Annotated in this window: 14 protein-coding genes and 1 pseudogene; 10 read left to right on the top strand and 5 right to left on the bottom strand. The window is 71.2% G+C overall.

Annotation, left to right across the window (positions count from 1 at the left end; translation table 11 throughout):
- The 5 genes and pseudogenes from AC0680_RS26425 to AC0680_RS26445 form a co-directional block, all read right to left on the bottom strand.
- Positions 1-284, bottom strand: a pseudogene (locus AC0680_RS26425) (carbohydrate ABC transporter permease); the annotation flags it as partial.
- Positions 281-1,177 (bottom strand): carbohydrate ABC transporter permease, encoded by an 897-nt coding sequence (locus AC0680_RS26430; RefSeq protein ID WP_478633464.1) that lies wholly within the window; start codon positions 1,175-1,177, stop codon positions 281-283. The gene AC0680_RS26430 and the pseudogene AC0680_RS26425, both read right to left, overlap by 4 nt.
- A gap of 52 nt (positions 1,178-1,229) precedes the next feature.
- Positions 1,230-2,618, bottom strand: coding sequence for an ABC transporter substrate-binding protein (locus tag AC0680_RS26435; RefSeq protein ID WP_478633201.1), 1,389 nt, complete (start codon positions 2,616-2,618; stop codon positions 1,230-1,232).
- 161 nt (positions 2,619-2,779) lie between these two features.
- Entirely contained in the window at positions 2,780-3,730 is a 951-nt protein-coding gene (locus tag AC0680_RS26440; RefSeq protein ID WP_478633204.1) for a sugar-binding transcriptional regulator, read from the bottom strand.
- Between the two features lie 82 nt (positions 3,731-3,812).
- The gene (locus AC0680_RS26445) at positions 3,813-5,159 is read right to left on the bottom strand and encodes an MFS transporter (protein WP_478633207.1); all 1,347 of its coding nucleotides are present in this window, start codon (positions 5,157-5,159) and stop codon (positions 3,813-3,815) included.
- A 157-nt stretch (positions 5,160-5,316) separates the two neighbouring features.
- Here AC0680_RS26445 and AC0680_RS26450 point away from each other — a divergent pair, with 157 nt between their 5' ends.
- From AC0680_RS26450 to AC0680_RS26495, 10 genes are all read left to right on the top strand, one after another.
- Positions 5,317-6,108, top strand: a complete 792-nt coding sequence (locus tag AC0680_RS26450) for a DeoR/GlpR family DNA-binding transcription regulator (RefSeq protein ID WP_478633209.1) — start codon at positions 5,317-5,319, stop codon at positions 6,106-6,108.
- A gap of 74 nt (positions 6,109-6,182) precedes the next feature.
- Positions 6,183-7,181: a zinc-dependent alcohol dehydrogenase family protein gene (locus tag AC0680_RS26455; RefSeq protein ID WP_478633211.1), complete on the top strand. Its 999-nt coding sequence runs from the start codon at positions 6,183-6,185 to the stop codon at positions 7,179-7,181.
- A gap of 43 nt (positions 7,182-7,224) precedes the next feature.
- Positions 7,225-8,628, top strand: coding sequence for a xylulokinase (gene xylB, locus AC0680_RS26460; RefSeq protein WP_478633214.1), 1,404 nt, complete (start codon positions 7,225-7,227; stop codon positions 8,626-8,628).
- 212 nt (positions 8,629-8,840) lie between these two features.
- Positions 8,841-9,599: a trypsin-like peptidase domain-containing protein gene (locus AC0680_RS26465; RefSeq protein WP_478633215.1), complete on the top strand. Its 759-nt coding sequence runs from the start codon at positions 8,841-8,843 to the stop codon at positions 9,597-9,599.
- Positions 9,600-9,969: 370 nt separating this feature from the next.
- Positions 9,970-11,001 carry a 2,5-dihydroxypyridine 5,6-dioxygenase NicX family protein gene (locus AC0680_RS26470; protein ID WP_478633216.1) on the top strand — a complete coding sequence of 344 codons (1,032 nt, stop codon included), beginning with the start codon at positions 9,970-9,972 and terminating at the stop codon, positions 10,999-11,001.
- Positions 11,002-11,055: 54 nt separating this feature from the next.
- Positions 11,056-12,324: an FAD-dependent monooxygenase gene (locus tag AC0680_RS26475; RefSeq protein WP_478633218.1), complete on the top strand. Its 1,269-nt coding sequence runs from the start codon at positions 11,056-11,058 to the stop codon at positions 12,322-12,324.
- Positions 12,325-12,430: 106 nt separating this feature from the next.
- On the top strand, positions 12,431-13,828 hold the full coding sequence (locus tag AC0680_RS26480) for an MFS transporter (protein WP_478633219.1): 1,398 nt from the start codon (positions 12,431-12,433) through the stop codon (positions 13,826-13,828).
- 43 nt (positions 13,829-13,871) lie between these two features.
- Positions 13,872-14,720, top strand: a complete 849-nt coding sequence (locus AC0680_RS26485) for an FAD binding domain-containing protein (protein WP_478633221.1) — start codon at positions 13,872-13,874, stop codon at positions 14,718-14,720.
- Entirely contained in the window at positions 14,717-17,071 is a 2,355-nt protein-coding gene (locus tag AC0680_RS26490; RefSeq protein WP_478633223.1) for a xanthine dehydrogenase family protein molybdopterin-binding subunit, read from the top strand. Before AC0680_RS26485 ends, AC0680_RS26490 begins: the two co-directional genes overlap by 4 nt.
- Complete coding sequence (locus AC0680_RS26495; protein WP_478633225.1) at positions 17,068-17,601, top strand: (2Fe-2S)-binding protein; 534 nt, start codon at positions 17,068-17,070, stop codon at positions 17,599-17,601. The genes AC0680_RS26490 and AC0680_RS26495 overlap by 4 nt, the downstream gene beginning before the upstream one ends.

The raw sequence follows: 17,601 nt of genomic DNA on the forward strand, positions 1-17,601 counted from the left end.
ACGACCGAGGCGGTCAGCGAGTTGATCAGCGGCGGCCAGGGGCTGACGCCGGTGCCCTGGCCGAAGAACTCGCGGTAGCCGTGCAGGGTGAGGGGAGCACCCACGCTCGGCGGATTGCTCGCCGCGTCCGTCTCACCGTGGAAGGACGTCAGCACCATCCACGCCACCGGCACGAAGAAGAGCAGACCGCACAGCCAGGCGAGCAGACCCAGGTACGCGCTCCGGCGGCGTCGGCGGCGGGCGGAAGCCGGAAGCCGGTGTGCGGCATGCGGTGCGCCGGTCATCGGGGGCCTTCCTCGCGGAGCAGGGACGAGACGGTGCGCAGCGCGAGGGTGGCCACGAGCAGGGAGCCGATCAGCACGACGACGCCCTGTGCGGAGGCCCGTCCGTAGTCGTGGGCCTGGTAGAAGGTCTGGTAGATGGTGTAGGGGAGATTGGCGGTGCCGAGGCCGCCCGACGTGATGGTGAAGACCGCGTCGAAGTTCTGGATGATGAAGATGGTCCCCAGCAGCGCGGCCAGTTCCAGATAGCGCCGCAGGTGGGGCAGCGTCAGATAGCGGAGGATGTCGAAGGCGGAGGCGCCGTCCACCCGCGCGGCCTCGACGACGTCGGCGGGCCGGCTCTGCAGCCCTGCGAGCAGGATCAGCATCATGAACGGTGTCCACTGCCAGATCAGCGCCACCTCCACCGCGGCCAGCGGAGCGCTGGTCAACCAGTCCGGCTGCGGTGGGTCGTCGCTGCCGAACAGGCTCCACAGCCAGGTCAGTGAGCCGTTGAGGAGCCCGTACGAGGCGTTGAACAGGGCGTGCTTCCACAGCAGCGCGGACGCGACGGGCACCACCAGGAACGGGGTGATGAGCAGGGTGCGGACGATGCCGCGGCCGCGGAAGCTCCGGTCCAGCAGCAGCGCGAGGCCCAGCCCCAGCAGCAGACTGACCAGCACCACGGTCACCGTCAGCAGGATCGTGGTCCACACCGCGTCGCGCAGCACGGGGTCGGTGAAGACGGCCCGGTAGTTGCCGAAGGCGGCGAAGCCGCGGTTGTCCGGGGCGAGGGCGTTCCAGCGCAGGAAGGAGATCACCACCGTCGCCACGAACGGGAGCTGGGTGACGACGACGAGGAAGACCAGGGCGGGCAGGAGGGGCGCGCGGCGGGCCCGGGCCCTGGCGCGGTCCAGGGCCGGACGGCGGCGGGTGTGGGAGGTTCCGTGTGGGCCGTGCCGCGATGCGTCAGTTGCCTCCGTAGGCACGGGCCACCTCCCGCGCCAGTCGCTGGCCGTGACGGAGTGCGGCGGGCACGCTCTGCTTGCCGGCGATGGCCGAGCTGATCTCGTGGGAGACCTTGGTGCCGAGGTCGGCGAATTCGGGGATGCCCACGAACTGGATGCCAGGCGCGGGGCGGGGCTGGAGCCCCGGGTCGTCGGGCCGGGCCGAGCTGATCGCCCGCTCGGTCGGGCCGGCGAAGGCGCGGGCGGAGCGGAGGTACTGGGGGTTGCGGTAGAGGGAGGCCCGCTTGCCGCCGGGCACCTTCGACCAGCCCAGGGTGCGGCCCACCAGCTGCTCGTACTCCTTGCCGGAGGCCCAGCGGATGAACTTCCAGGCCGCGTCCTGATGCGTACCGGCCTTCTGCACTCCCCACGCCCAGGTGTACAGCCAGCCCGAATTGGCGGTCCGCTCCACCGGGGCCGGTGCGTAGCCGACCTTGCCCGCGACCTTGGAATCGGCGCCCTCCAGGGAGCCGGCGCCGGCGGTCGCATCGTACCACATGGCGACCTTGCCCTGCTGCATGTCGTTGAGGCACTCGGTGTAGCCGGCCTGCGGTGCGCCCGCCTCTCCGTGCTTGCGCACCAGATCGACGTAGAACCGGGTGGCCTTGGCGAACTCCGGGCTGGCCACCTCGGCGTGCCAGTCCTTGGTGAACCAGGTGCCGCCGAAGGTGTTCACCACGGTCGTCAGCGGGGCGACCAGCTGGCCCCAACCGGGCTGGCCGCGCAGGCAGATGCCCTTCATCCCCTTGCGGAAGCCGTCCAGCTTCCCGGCCATGGAGGCCACCTGACGCCACGTGGGACGGGCGGGCATCCTCAGCCCGGCGGCCCTGAAGAGGTCCTTGCGGTACATCAGGAACGACGACTCGCCGTAGAACGGCTCCGCGTAGACCTTCCCGTCGGCGGCCGTCAGTGACTGTCGGACCGGCGCCAGGATGTCGCCCTGGTCGAACGAGCGGTCCTCGGCGGCACGCGTACCCAGCTCGGTCAGCCAGCCGTTGCGGGCGTAGATGGGCGTCTCGTAATTGCTCACGCTCGCCACGTCGTACTGCCCGGCCTGACTGGAGAAGTCCTGGCTCATCTTGTCGCGCAGATCGTCCTCCGGCAGCACGGTGAAGTTCACCTTGATGCCGGTCTTCTTGGTGAAGTGCTCGGCGGTGAGCTTCTGCAGGTCCACCATCTGCGGGTTGTTCACCATCAGCACGTTGATGGTGTCGCGGCCGCGGTTGCCGACATCGCCGGCGCCGCGGTAGCAGCCGCCGGCCGCCACGGCCACGGTCAGGGCCACGCCGGCCCCACCGACCGCGCGGCCGAAGCGGCCACGGCCGGTCCTGCCACGGCGTCGTGCTCTCACGGCTGGCACCTTTCACCCGCCCGCGGCAACCATGCCGGTTTTCCTCCGCACTCCCACCAACGGAGCAGGGAACCCGCGCCCACGGAGGCGGCGCGCGGGTCGCGGGTCGCGGGTCGCGGGTCGCGGGTCGCGCAGACGTCGCCGTAGTGCACGGCGCCGCCTCAGAGCAGGCTCTGGGCGACCCCGGCGTCGGTGACCACGCCGTTGAAGAGGCCGGTCTTGAGTGCCGCCGCGGCGGCGGTGGCCCGTTCGACGCCGTCGGCCATGAGGATGACGTCGGGGACCTTGCGCAGTTCGTCGAAGCTGATGGCGATGATCCGTTCGGTGAGTTCGGGGACGATGTCGCGGCCCTCGGCGTCGAGCGGCCGGCCGGCGACCTCGGCGCATACGCCCCGGCGCCGGTAGTCCTCCCGGTCGGCGTCGCTGAGCGCGTCGAAGACGGTGGAGAGCCCCGGGCCCCAGCCGCCGACCGTGACGACGGCCTTGGTCACGTCGCCGAAGCGGCGCACCGCGTCGACGACGCCGGGCTGCTCGCGCAGCATCCGGGCCGCCGTGGCGTCGGGCAGCAGCAGGGGCGCGTAGATGGGGTAGACCACGCCCCTGGATATGGTCGCGGCCCGGCGCACCGCCTCGACGGCCGACACATTGACCGGACGCAGCGGGGTGACTCCGCAGAGCTGGACGACCGTGCATCGGGCGAGTGTGGTCAGTTCGAGACCGAGGGCTTCGACCTCGGGGCCCCAGACGAGACCGAGGACGTCGTTCTCGGTGACGATCTCGGCCAGCAGGTCGGCGGTGACCGCACCGAGGCGGCGGGTGGCCTGGGCCGTGTCGTCCGGGTCTTCGTGCCGGGAGTCGATGACGATGGCGTGCCGCAGGCCGTATCGCGTGCGCAGGGCGTCGGAGAGACCGGCGTCGAGTTCGGCGGGCAGGCGTATCTCCAGCCGGATCAGGCCGTCGCGGAGGGCGGACTCCAGCGTCCGGGCCACCTTGAACCGGCTGATCCCGAACTCCTCCGCGATCTCCATCTTGGATTTGCCTTCGAGGTAGAACCTCTTGGCCATCGCGGCGGTCTGCACCAGGTATTCCGGGCCGGTGTGGTGTGTGCGCATAACAGCCCTGGCCTTCCGGGACGGGACGCCGTCTCACTCACTGCTCACGTGAGCACACGCGCCTCATATGCACCTTTCTCCATTAAAGCCCCCGGGGTGGCGCTGTCAACGCCTCCGCCTCCTGCCGCTCCGCCTGGTGCACGACGGCGGGCGCACCGGGTTCCGTGCGCGGCTCGGGCGTCTTGATGCACAGCACGAGGACGGTGCTGAGCAGATGCAGTGCGGCGTAGATCCACATGACTCCACCGATGCCGATCGACCCGATGAAGAGCGTGCCGATGAGCGGGCCGAGGGCCATGCTGGCCCCGGCGCCCAGCGTGTAGGCCGACATGATCTGGCCCTTGCGTTCGGGGGCCTGCGCGGTCATCAGCGGGGGCAGCGGAACGTATCCGGCCATGCCGACACCCAGCGCGCCCGCGGCGATCGCGACGAGCAGGTAGTCGTGCCCCGCGGCCTCGGGTACGTAGTACAGCGCCAGGCACGCGAGGGCCGAGACCACACCGCCGAGCCAGGCGACGGTCTTGCGCCGGCTCCACCGGTCGCCGAGCGCGCCGAAGAGCACCACACAGGCGAGGTTGCTGACCATCATGACGATCAGCAGTGAGGCCCACTCCTGGGCGCGGAAGCCGACCTGGTCGACGAGGTGGAGCGGGACGAAGACCCACACACCGAACTGGGACGTGGTGTTGATGAGCCGGACCACCGCTCCCATGCCCACGCGCGGCTCGGCGAACATGACGGTGAAGCAGCCCAGGAACGTACGGGGCAGGCTGACGCGCTCGGACTCCCTGGACAGTCCCTGGAATCCGGTGCGTTCCCGCAACAGCAGCAGGACGACCAGGGCGCCCGCGACGATCATCGCGAGCGACACCCACAGCGTGCGGTAGAAGCCGATCGAGGGCTTGAGGAACGTGACCAGGGCGGAGCCGAGGACGGGGTAGCCCATGGTGAAGCAGAACCAGAACCAGCCGAGCGCCTTGCCGAGCTGCCGCTCCGGGGCGCCCGCCATGATCCAGACCATGAACCCGTAGGCGAACAGCGGATACCCGAAGCCGCGCAGGCCGTAGGTGGCGACGATCAGCGGGTAGGAGTGGGCGGGGACGGCGACCGCGAGCATCAGCGCGTGGCAGACCACCCAGCAGGCCGCCCCGGCCATCATCACCCGGCGCGGCCCCCACAGGTCGCACAGCCCGCCCGCCAGGAAGGCGCCCACCGCGGCGGTGACTCCGTACACCGTGAAGACGATGCCGACGCCGGCCTCCGCGAAGCCGAGGTCGGCCTTGAAGTACGCGGGCAGATAGCTGGTCTCCACACCGTCGCCGATCATGAACAGCAGAACGCCGACATAGCCCCATATGAGGGCCCGGGGCATCCCGAGGACGGCGGGGCGGGGCGGCGACAGATCGCGCTTTCGGGGTGTGCGCAGCACGGCGGGGACCTTCCTGATGGGCCGGGCGTTCGCCCGAACATGGCCATCAGACTGAACAACCTCACAGAGAATTTCAAGAGCTTCACATAAAGTGTGTGATGTTCTAGGGTGAGAGCACGGCGACGACCGCCGGCGGAAACGAACGGGGGTGCCCACGATGCGACCGAGTCGCGGCTCCGAGGCAGAGGTGGAGGAGCGCCGGCAAGCGGTGCTGCGCCATGTCGCCCAGGAAGGCGAGATCCGCATCGCCGACCTCGCCGAGCGGATGCGCGTCAGCGTGATGACCATGCACCGGGACCTGGACAACCTCCATGAGCGGCAGTTGCTGCGCAAGGGCCGCGGAGTGGCGACGGCCTTCTCCAACGTCGCCATGGAGAGCGCGCTGCGCTTCCGGGAGAACGCCAACGTCGCGGTCAAGACCGCCATCGCGGACGCGCTGGTGGCGGAGGTCTCCCCCGGCGACACGGTGCTGATCGACTGCGGCTCCACGCTCTTCCCGCTCGCCCGCCGGCTCGCGGCCGTCGAGGGCATCCGCGTCATCACCAACTCGCTGCGCATCACCTACCTCCTGGCGGCCTCGCCGGCCGAGGTGACGCTGCTCGGCGACCGCTTCTACGAGGACTTCGAGTCCTGCGCCGGTCCGCAGACCCGGCGGCAGCTGCAGGACATCCGCGCCACCGTCGCCTTCGTCACCGCCACGTCGATAAGCGGCGGCCGCCTCTTCCACCCGGTGCGCGAGTACGCGGACAACAAGCAGGCGTATCTGCAGGCCGCCGACCGCTCCGTACTGGCCGTCGACCACAGCAAGTTCGGCCGCACGGCCACCTATCCGTACGGCGATGTCAGCGGCTACGACCTGCTGGTCACCGACGCCGAGACCCCCGAGAGCGAACTCAAGCCCGTCCGCGACCTCGGCGTCGAGGTCCGCACCGTCACCCCCCACGGCTGAGCCGGCCCCCGCCGCAGCTCCCCGCACCCCCGAGCGCACTCCCCCGAGCGCCGCCCCGAGAAAGGCCCCGATCCATGCGCGCTGTCGTCATCCACACCCCCGGGCACCACGAGGTCACCACCGTCGAGGACCCCACCCCGGGCCCCGGCGAGGTCGTCGTCGCCCCCGCCGCGGTGGGCATCTGCGGCACCGATGTGCACATCGTCCAGGGGGAGTTCGCACCCACCCCGTACCCGATCATTCCCGGCCATGAGTTCACCGGCGAGGTCGTCGCGCTGGGCGCGGGGGTGACCGGGCTGCGCACCGGGGAGCAGGTCGCCGTCGACCCGTCGCTGTTCTGCGGCGCCTGCCACTACTGCTCGATCGGGCACGGCAACCTGTGCGAGAACTGGGGCGCGATCGGCGACACCGTGGACGGCGCGATGGCCGAGTACGTCAAGGTCCCGGCGGCCAACTGCTACCGGCTGCCCGAGGGCGTCGACGTCGCGCAGGGCACGCTGATCGAACCGCTGTCGTGCGCGGTACGCGGCTTCGACGTGCTGCCGCGCCGACTCGGCGACCACTACCTGATCTACGGCGCGGGCACCATGGGGCTGATGATGCTCCAGCTCGCCAAGGCCGCCGGCGCGGCCTCCCTCTCGGTCGTCGACATCAACACCGACCGGCTGGAGGTCGCCCGGCGGCTGGGGGCGGACGCCACGGCGGTGAACTCCGCGGCGCTGGACCGGCCGCAGGGCTGGGAGACCGTGATCGACTGCACCGGCGTCATCCCCGTGATCGAGGACGGCCTCGGCCGGGTGCGACGCGGTGGCACCTTCCAGCAGTTCGGCGTCGCGCCGTCCGCCGCCAAGGCGTCCTTCTCACCGTTCCGCGTGTACAACGACGAGATCACCATCGTCGGATCGATGGCCGTCCTGCACAGCTTCGGGCGGGCCGTGGACCTGATGGCCAAGGGGGTCATCGACGCCGACACGATGATCACCCACAGCTTCGGGCTGGAGGACTTCGCCGCCGCCCTGCAGACGTTCCGCGACGGATCGGGCCGCAAGATCCAGCTCCGTCCGCAGGCCTGAACCCCCTCACCGTCCCGTCGAGTTGCACGGAAGCGACATCGTCATGCCCACAGTTGCCGGGGTGGACTCCTCTACCCAGTCCTGCAAGGTCGTCGTCTGCGACGCCGACACCGGGGAGGTCCTCCACCAGGGCCGCGCCGCCCACCCCGACGGCACCGAGGTCTCCCCCGAGGCCTGGTGGCAGGCCCTGCTCGAAGCGGGCGACGGCCTGCTGGAACACACCGACGCCATCGCGGTCGCGGGACAGCAGCACGGCCTGGTGGCCCTCGACGGGGCCGGCCGGCCGGTGCGCGACGCACTGCTGTGGAACGACACCCGCTCCGCGCAGGCCGCCGCGGATCTCGTCGCCGAGCTCGGCGGGCCGGAGAAGTGGGCCCGGGCGGTCGGCACCGTACCGGTCGCCGCCATCACCGTCGCCAAGCTGCGCTGGCTGGCCGAGCACGAGCCGCACCTCGCGGACCGCACCGACCGGGTGCTGCTGCCGCACGACTGGCTGACCTGGCAGTTGTGCGGCGGCCCCGGTGCCGGCGCCGAAGCGGTCACGGACCGGGGAGACGCCTCGGGTACCGGCTACTGGTCACCGGCCGAGGGCGCCTACCGCAGGGATCTGCTCGCCCTCGCCTTCGGCGGCCGGATCCCCGAACTGCCCCGCGTGCTGCGCCCGAACGAAGCGGCGGGCCGCACACCGCACGGGGCCCTGGTGGCGGCCGGAACCGGCGACAACATGGGCGCGGCCCTGGGCCTGGGCATCCAGCCGGGCGACGTGGTGATCTCGCTGGGCACCAGCGGCACCGCCTTCGCCCTCTCCGAGCACCCCGCGGGCGACCCCACCGGCGCCGTCGCCGGCTTCGCCGACGCCACCGGCCGCTTCCTGCCGTTGGTGTGCACCCTCAACGCCGCGCGGGTCCTCAGCTCCACCGCCCGCATGCTCGGCATCGCCCTCGACGACCTCGACCCCCTGGCCCGCGAGGCCGCGCCCGGCGCCGGCGGCCTGGTGCTGCTCCCCTACCTCGGGGGCGAGCGCACCCCCAACCTCCCCGAGGCCGCGGGCAGTCTGATGGGCATGCGCAAGGCGAACATGCACCCGCCGAACTTCGCCCGGGCGGCCGTCGAGGGCATGCTGTGCAACATGGCCGACGCCCTGGACCGGCTGCGCGCCCAGGACGTCAGCGCCCGACGCGTCCACATCATCGGCGGGGCGGCCAAGGCCCCGGTGGTCGGCGAGATCGCCGCCGAGATCTTCGGCACCCCGGTCACCGTGCCCGAACCCGGGGAGTACGTCGCCCTGGGCGCCGCCCGGCAGGCCGCCTGGGCCCTGGCGGGCACGCCCGAGCCGCCGCACTGGCCACTGGCCGCGGCTCGGCGGATCCCCGTACCGTCCGACGGCTCGGCCGGCCGCCGCATCCGTGAGGCCTACGCCGACGCGCGGGCGCTGGTGTACGGGTGACCGACCCGGCGCCCGACGACCGACATGTCGGATGCCCCGCCAACTGAGCCCATTCTTGGCGGAGTTCACGCCCGTCCGAACGAACGGGAGGGCAGGTGACGCGGATCACATAGTCCAAAAGAGACGATGACGCTCCTGAGGCGTCGGTTCCGCGATTGGCTGAGGACGCAGTCCTTGTTCCGACTGCTGCAGCCCACAAGGGAAGTGATCGCATGTTACGTGTGTTACGCGCCCTCGGCCTCACCCTCCTCCTGGCAGGCACGACCATCGCCGCGGCCCCGTCCGCGAGCGCCGACACCCGCACGGCCGTCGGAGGCGGCACCGGCATCGTCTTCCGGCTGAAGCCCACACCGCAGACGCCCACGAGCTACTACATCTGCACCCTCACCGCGGTCGGCAGGGACTCGGCCGGCAACCTGGTGGGGCTGACCAACGCACACTGCTTCATCGACGAGCAGGGCAACAAGCTGGTCGGCGAGCAGGTCTACCGCGACGCCTCGCCGGCGGGCACGGCCTTCGCCCCCGCTCCGATCGCCGACAGCCGCCCCGACCTGGAAACCGGGGCCATCGGCACGGTGACGTACGTCAGCACACCCAACAACCTGCTCAACTCCGGCCCCAAGGGCCTGGACTACGCGGTGATCAAACTCGACGAGAGCCGGGTCGCCCCCACCAGCACCGTCGGACAGGTGACCATCACCTCGATCGGCGCCCCGCCCGCCAACGGAACCCGCATGTGCAAGGAGGGCCACCGGACCGGCCTCACCTGCGGCGTGAAGCTGGGGACCAACGGGATCTGGTTCACCCACCTCATCTGGACCGACGGCGGCGATTCGGGCTCCCCCGTCGTCAACGGTCAGACACTGGTCGGCAACGCCTGGGGCGCCCAGCACAGCTCGCCGATCCTGAGCATCATCGACGCGATGAACGCCCAGGGCGGAGTCGGCGCCGGCTTCCATCTCGCCACCTGAACCATCCCGCACGCCCCGTCCCCCGGTCCTGCCTCCTCGGCGGGGCCGGGGGACGGCGCCGTTCCGGCACCGGGGCCCTGCGACGATCCCCCTCCAAGGGCGCGTCCTCCTGTCGGGTCGTCAGCAAAGAACCGTGTCCACTCGGTGCGCGCCCCCTTGCCAAGGTAGATCGTACGTGTTCGGATTATCTCCGTCGGACGGCCCCGATCGTGTCGAATCCGCTCGTCAACCCCTGTGCCGCGGGGCGATTTCGCGCTGCCCCGCGCTCCCCGTCCCCCTCGACCGGCGCGTCCCGAGCAGGGCCGCCGGATGCCGCGGCCGGCACGAAGGCCGTGAGCGGTACCCGTAAGCGAGCCCTGGGAGGAACCCCGTGTTCGATCTTTCGTCCGTCGATCTGCTCGATGCGTTCACCCGCGAACTGCGGCTGTGCAAGGTGCGCAGCGGCGAGCATGTCGTCGTCCTCGCGGAGCCCGGCAGCCGTGGCGACTATGTGGCGGCGGCCTTCGGCGCGGCGAAGGCGTGCGGGGCGCATGTCATCGCCGCGACGGTGCCGGGCGGCAGCCCCGCCCCGATGCCCAGCACCCACACCGGTGCGGGCCCGGGCCTGGTCTCCGTCCTCGACGACACCACCGCGCAGGACCTGCTGAAGTCCGCGGACCTGGTCGTCGACCTGACCCGTGAGGGCTTCATCCACGCACCGGTCCAGCAGGAGATCCTGCGCGCGGGCACCCGCATCATCTTCGTCTGCGACGCCCCCGACGTGCTCGTCCGCAATCTGCCCGAGGAGGGCGACAAGGCCGAGGTGCAAGCAGGCGTCGACCTGTTGAAGCGGTCGTCCGTCATGCGGGTCACCTCGGACGCCGGCACCGACCTGACCGTGCAACTGACGGGCGCCAAGCCGGAGTTCCAGTGCGGGTTCGCCGACGATCCGGGCCGCTGGGACCACTGGCCGAGCACGATGGTGCTGTGCTGGCCGGAGATCTCCGACGGGCAGATCGTGCTGGCCGAAGGCGACATCCTGCTGCCCTTCAAGGAGTACGTGCGCGACCCCGTCACGCTGCAGATCGCCGGCGGGCACATCGAGAAGGTGTCCGGCGGCGCCGAGGCCGCGATGCTGTCGATGTTCTTCGAGGACGCGCAGGACCAGTGGGCGCGCAGCCTCTCCCACATGGGCTGGGGCCTGATGCGCTCGGCCGACTGGTTCGCCACGGCGATGTACGGCAAGGACGACCTGATGGGCATGGACGCCCGCGCCTTCGCCGGGAACTTCCTGTGGTCGACCGGGCCCCATCCGGTGCTGGGCCGTGAGTCCTACGCGCATCTCGACATCGCCATGCGCGGCTGCACCGTCGCGGTGGACGGCACCGAAGTGGTCACCGCGGGACGGCTCGCCGACCGCTGAGCCCGCCCCGCCGTACCGCGAACCGTCCGTAGTCGCCCGTGAGTTGGAGGAAGAGTGGCGTCCAGTCAGTCGTACGAAGTCGGCGTCGTAGGGGGAGGTCTCGGTGGACTGACCGCCGCGCTGGCCCTGCGGCAGCGCGGTCTGCGGGTCACCGTCCTGGAGCAGGCGGCGCAGCTCGGCGAGGTCGGCGCGGGCATCCAGACCGCGCCCAACGCCAGCCGGATCCTGCTGGGTCTCGGACTGCGCCGGCAGATGGAGGCCATCCACACCGAACCGCTCGACCAGGTCCGGCGACGCTGGAAGGACGGCAGCGTCATCGGCCAGACCTCGCTGGGGCAGCGCTGCAAGGACGAGTTCAACGCCCCCTACTGGCACTACCACCGGGCCGACCTGCACCGCATCCTGCTCGACGCCTGCCTCGACCCCGCGGGGCCCGGCCCCGTCGTGGCGGTGCACACCGCGAGCAAGGTCACCGCGCTGGACCGCACGGATCCACAGCGCCCCGTGGCGGTCACCGAGGACGGCCGGCGCCACGCCTGCGACGTGCTGATCGGCGCCGACGGGATCCGCTCGCGGGTCCGCGAGCTGATGGGCGCCCCCGACACACTGCTGTTCTCCGGCGAGATGGCCTACCGGGCGCTGATCCCGGGCGAGCTGATCGCGGCCGACCCGGCGACACGCTGGCTCGTGGACCGATACCAGAGCACGATCTGGTACGGGCCCGACCGGCACCTCGTGCACTATCTGATCCGCGGCGGCGAGTACCTCAACATCGTGGCGTGCGTGCCGTGCACGGACGAGGTCCGCGAGAAATGGGCCCTCCCCGCGACGGCTGGGGACCTCGTCGACGCCTTCCCGGGGTGGGACGACCGGGTTCCGGCGATGCTGTCCAAGGCGAAGGAGGACGTCTCCGTCTTCGCGCTCCACCACCGGCGGCGCGACCCCGTGTGGATGGACGGGCGGGTCGCCCTCCTCGGCGACGCCTGCCACGCGATGCTGCCCTACCAGGCACAGGGCGCCTCGCAGGCGATGGAGGACGCCGCCGTCCTCGCCGAGGAGCTGGGCGCGGTCACCGCCGGCGGCGTCGAGGAGGCGCTGCGCCGCTATGTCGACCGGCGCGCCAGACACGCCGGAATGGTCCAGGACGCCTCACTTCAGAACAAGACCTTCTACCACCTGCCGGACGGCCCGGAGCAGCGGGCCAGGGACGCCAAGCTGCGGAACTTCGACGGCGAGTCGGACCTGTCGTACCGCTGGCTGTGGGGCGGCACCCCCCTCAACGACCACGACAGCGGCACATTCTCCTACCAGTTCGCCCGCTGAAATTTCTTCTTGCAGGAACCTGCATCCGACACCCGCATGCGAGGGCGGTGAGCTTCACGTCCGCGATGATGCGGCACGTACCGACCCGCAACACCGTGGAGCGAACGTGAAAACAGGAGATCAGATCGTTCAGGAACTCCCCTGGAGATGGTCCGTCCAGGGAAGGATCTTCATCATCGGTGGCCTCGGCTACCTCTTCGACGCCTACGACATCGCCCTGAACGGCTTCCTCATGCCGCTGCTGGGGGCGCACTTCGACCTCTCGCTCAGCGCACGCGGCCTGGTGGCCACCGCCAACCTCGTCGGCATGGCCGTGGGCGCCATCGCCTGGGGCGCGGTCGCCGACCGGATCGGGCGCAAGAAGGCCTTCAGCGTCACCTTGTTGATCTTCGCGCTGTTCTCGGTGCTCGGCGCGCTCGCGCCGAACTACCCGGTCTTCCTCGGGCTGCGCTTCCTCGCCGGTGTGGGGCTGGGCGGCTGCATTCCCGTCGACTACGCGCTGGTGGGCGAGTTCTCGCCGCGCAAGTACCGGGGCCGGGTGCTGACCGCGCTCGATCTGTGGTGGCCGATCGGTGTGACGCTGTGCGGGTTCGTCTCGACGGCGATGCTGCCCCTGGAGGGGAACTGGCGCTGGATGCTCGCGACGATGGTGCTGCCCGCGCTGCTGCTGTTCTGGGCGCGCCGCGGCATCCCCGAGTCGCCGATCTATCTGACGAAGAAGGGCCGGGAGGCCGAGGCCCGGCAGGTCATCGACGGACTCGTCGCCCGCACCGGCGCCCCCGCCGAGCCGTACGTCATCCCCGAACCGGTCGCCGCGTCGGGGCCGCGCGGAGTGGCCGCGGCCGCCGAACAGCTGGGCCGCATCTGGAAGTTCAGCCCCCGGATCACCTCCGCGGCCTGGCTGCTGTTCGCCACCATCATGCTGGTCTACTACGCGGCGCTGAGCTGGCTGCCGTCCATCCTCAAGGAGGAGGGCCTCGGCGACACGGCCGCCTTCATGAGCACCACCCTGATGAGCGGCGTCGGCATCCTCGGTGTCCTGGTCTCCACCGCGCTGGTCGACGTGCTCGGCCGCAAGTGGCTCATCGGCGTCTCGGCGCCGGTCGGGTCGCTGGCGCTGGTGGTCTTCGCGCTGGTGATGAAGATGCCGACCGGGTCGGTGGTGACCATCGCCGTGTTCGGCTTCCTGATGCAGCTGGCCATCCCCGTCCTGTACGCCTACGTCGCCGAGCTGTACCCCACTCCCCTGCGGGCCAGCGGCTTCGGCTGGGCCTCCTCGGTCAGCCGGGCGCTGACCGGTTTCGCGCCGCTGCTGTTCGGCTCGGTGATGTGGCCGGTGCTGGGGCTCCCGGTGACGTTCGCGGTGCTGGCGCTGGCGGTGCTGGTGGCCGTCGTGTGGATGGCCGTAGCGGCACCGGAGACCAAGGGCCGGGCCCTGGACAGCGCCGGCCAGGACCCGTCGGCGGCCGCGGCCCGGGCGGTGCCCGAGCAGGCGCAGCTCTGACGAACCCTCAGCACCACAGCACACCACGCACGGCAGGAGAACCATGAAGCCCGCACCGTTCCGGTATCACCGGGCCCCCGACGTCGAAGGAGCCACCCGGCTGCTGGCCGAGCTCGGTGACGACGCCAAGGCCATCGCCGGCGGACAGAGCCTGGTCGCGATGATGAACTTCCGACTGGCCCGCCCGCGACACCTGATCGACATCGGCGGGATCCGGGAGCTCGACCGGCTGCACCGGGACGCCGGGGGCGGTCTGCGCATCGGGGCGCTCACCACCCACCACACGGTGGAGACCGCTCCCGCGGAGGTGCTCGGGACGGGCTTCGAGGTCCTGCGGGACGCCATGCGCTGGATCGGGCATCTGCCCATCCGCACGCGCGGCACGGTCGGCGGCAGCATCGCGCACGCCGACGCCACGGCCGAGTGGTGCCTGCTCGCGGTGGCCCTCGACGCCGAGTTCGTGGCGCGCGGCCCGCGCGGCGAGCGGAGCATCCCGGCCGCGGACTTCTTCCTCGGCTACTACACCACCGCCCTCGACCCGGACGAACTGCTCGTCGAGATCGTCTTTCCCCGGCCCGCTCCGCATGCGGCCCTCACCGAATTCGCCGAGCGGCGCGGTGACTTCGCCCTGGTGGCGGCCGCCGTGGACCTCGACGTCGAGGAGGGGACCGTACGCGGCGGCCGGGTGGCGCTCGGCGGTGTGGCGGCCACGGTGGTGCGGGTGCCCGAGGCGGAGGCCGTGCTGGCCGGCGAAGGCTCCTTCGAGGCCTGCGCGGCCGCCGCCGCCGAGGCCGTCGATCCCCCCGCCGACGCGTCCGGCAGCACGCACTACCGCCGGGGACTGGTCCGGACGCTGGTCCGGCGGGCCTGTGAGGAGGCGATGTCCCGATGACGGAACGGAAACTGGTGGGCAGGTCGGTGGCCCGCCGCGAGGACCCACGACTGCTGTCCGGACGCGGCCGGTTCGTCGACGACATCGCGCTGCCCGGCATGCTGCACGCCCAGTTCGTGCGCAGTACGGTCGCCCACGGCGAGATCGCCTCGGTCGACCTGACGGCGGTCCGCCGCGTCCCGGGTGTCGTGGCCGCGTTCACGGCGGACGACCTGGCGCTGGGCGACATCACCGCCCAACTGGGGCGTCCCGCCTCGGAGTTCGTCCCGACCGCGATGCCCGTCCTGGCCCGCGACAAGGTCCGCTACGTCGGTGAGCCCGTCGCGATCGTGGTGGCCCGGGACGCCTACGCGGCCGAGGACGGACTGGAGGCGGCGCGGGTCACGTACACCACGCTGCCACCGGTCACGTCCGAGGAGGCGGCCCTCGCCCCGGGCGCTCCCCTCGTCCACGCCGAGGCCGCCCGCAACACCCTCGTCGACGTCTCGCTGTTCGCCACGGACGGGATCGACGACATCTTCGACTCCGCGCCCTGTGTCGTCCACGTCGACACCAGGACCGGCCGGCAGAACGCGCTGCCGCTGGAGACCCGCGGCGTGGTGGCGCACTGGGACGACCGCGAGGAACAGCTCGTCCTGCAGACCTGCACCCAGGTCCCGCATCAGGTACGGACGGTGGCCTCCCGCAGTCTGCGTCTCGACGAGCGCGCGGTGCGGGTCGTGGTGCCCGACATGGGCGGCGGCTTCGGCCAGAAGTGCGTCGTCGGCCGGGAGGAGATCGCGGCCGGCGCGGCCGCGCTGCGGCTGCGGCGGCCCGTGAAGTGGATCGAGGACCGCAAGGATGCGCTGTCCGCGTCGTTCCTCGCCCGCGAACAGCACTATCGGGTGCGCGCCGCCTTCGACGCGGACGGCCGGATCCTGGCGCTCGACGCGGACGTGGTGTGCGACATGGGCGCCTACTCCTGCTATCCGTTCACGGCGGGCATCGAGCCGCTGATGGCCTCCGCCGAGATGCCCGGCGTCTACCGGGTGCCCGCCTACCGGGTGCGCGGCCGGGCGGTCACCACCAACAAGGCGCCCACCGCGCCGTACCGGGGCGTGAGCCGGCCGCAGTACGTGATGGTCGTCGAGCGGCTCTTCGAGCGCGCCGCCCGGGAACTGGACCTGGACCCGGTCGAGATCCGCCGCCGCAACGTCATCACCGACTTCCCGTACACGGGCGTCAACGGCATCACCTACGACCCCGGCTCCTATCTGGAGTCCCTGAACCTCTGCGAGCGGCTCGTCAGGGACGAGGGCTGGTACGACGAGCAGGCCGCGGCGGCGGCCGAGGGGCGGCACCTCGGCATCGGCTACGCGTGCTTCAGCGAGCGCACCGGTTACGGCTCGGCGACCTTCGCCCAGCGCAAGATGCAGGTCGTGCCGGGCTTCGACATCTCCGAGGTGCGGATGGACACCAGCGGCGCGGTGACCGTCACCACCGGCACCATGAGCCACGGGCAGAGCCACGAGACCACGATGGCGCAGATCGTCGCCGACGAACTCGGTCTGGACATGGCCAAGGTGCGGCTCCACCAGGGCGACACCGACCGCATCACCTACGGCTGGGGCACCTTCGCCAGCCGCTCCATCACCGTCGGCGGCAGCGCGGTGCGGCTGGCCGCGGCGAAGCTCGGCGACAAGCTGTGCGCCATCGCCGCGGCCCGCTGGGACGTCGGCCCGGACGAGGTGGAACTGGCGGGCGGCCGCGTCCGCCGCCGCGACGACCACTCCGCCGTCCTGAGCTACGAGGAGATCGCCGACATCGCCTACCTCCAGGCGCAGCTGCTGCCCAAGGACATCGAACCGGGCCTGTCGGCCACCGCCACCTTCGACGTCTTCAACGACGGCACCTTCTCCAACGCCACCCACGGCGTCGTCGTCGAACTGCACGAGGGCACCGGGCAGGTGGAGATCCTCCGGTACGTCTGCGTGGAGGACTGCGGGGTCGCCATCAACCCGCAGGTAGTGGAGGGGCAGTGCCGCGGCGGCATCGCACAGGGCATCGCGGGTGCGCTGTTCGAGCAGGTCACCTACGACGCCCAGGGCGAGCCGTCGGCGACCAGCTTCATGGACTACAAGGTGCCCACCGCCCACGAGATCCCCGATGTCCTGATCCACCACCTGGAGACGCCCTGCGCCTTCACCGAGACCGGCGCGAAGGGCGCCGGCGAGGGCGGCACCATCGGGGCACCCGCCGCCGTCCTCAACGCCGTCAACGACGCCCTGCGCCCCACGGGCGTCGAGCTCGACCACACGCCGGTCACCCCGGAGACCGTGTACCGCGCCCTGCACCAGGAGGCCACCCGATGACCGATGACGCAGTCGTGACGCAGCGGGAGTTGCAGCTGTTGACCCTCGACGTCAACGGCGAGCAGCACGAGGTGATCACCGAGCCGCGCCGCACCCTCGTCGACGTACTCCGTCACGAGCTGCGGCTGACCGGTACGCACGTCGGCTGCGAGCACGGCATCTGCGGCGCCTGCACCGTCCTCGTCGACGACCGGCCGGTGCGCGCCTGCCTGATGTTCGCGGCGCAGGCCGAGGGCGCCCGGATCCGTACCGTCGAATCCCTTTCGGACGGGGACGGGCTCAGCGATCTGCAGCGGGCGTTCAGCGAGCACCACGGGCTGCAGTGCGGGTTCTGCACGCCGGGCTTTTTGATGCTCGCCGAGGGGTTCCTCGCCGAGCGGCCGGAGGCGACCAAGGAGGAGATCCGGGAGGTCGTCGCCGCCAACCTGTGCCGGTGTACCGGCTACCAGACCATCGTCGAAGCGATCGACGGGTGCGCACGGACCCGGCGCGGGGCCTGCGCGGGTCTTTGTGACAGCAAGGAGAAATGA

It is taken from the genome of Streptomyces sp. NPDC043738 (assembly GCF_056436545.1).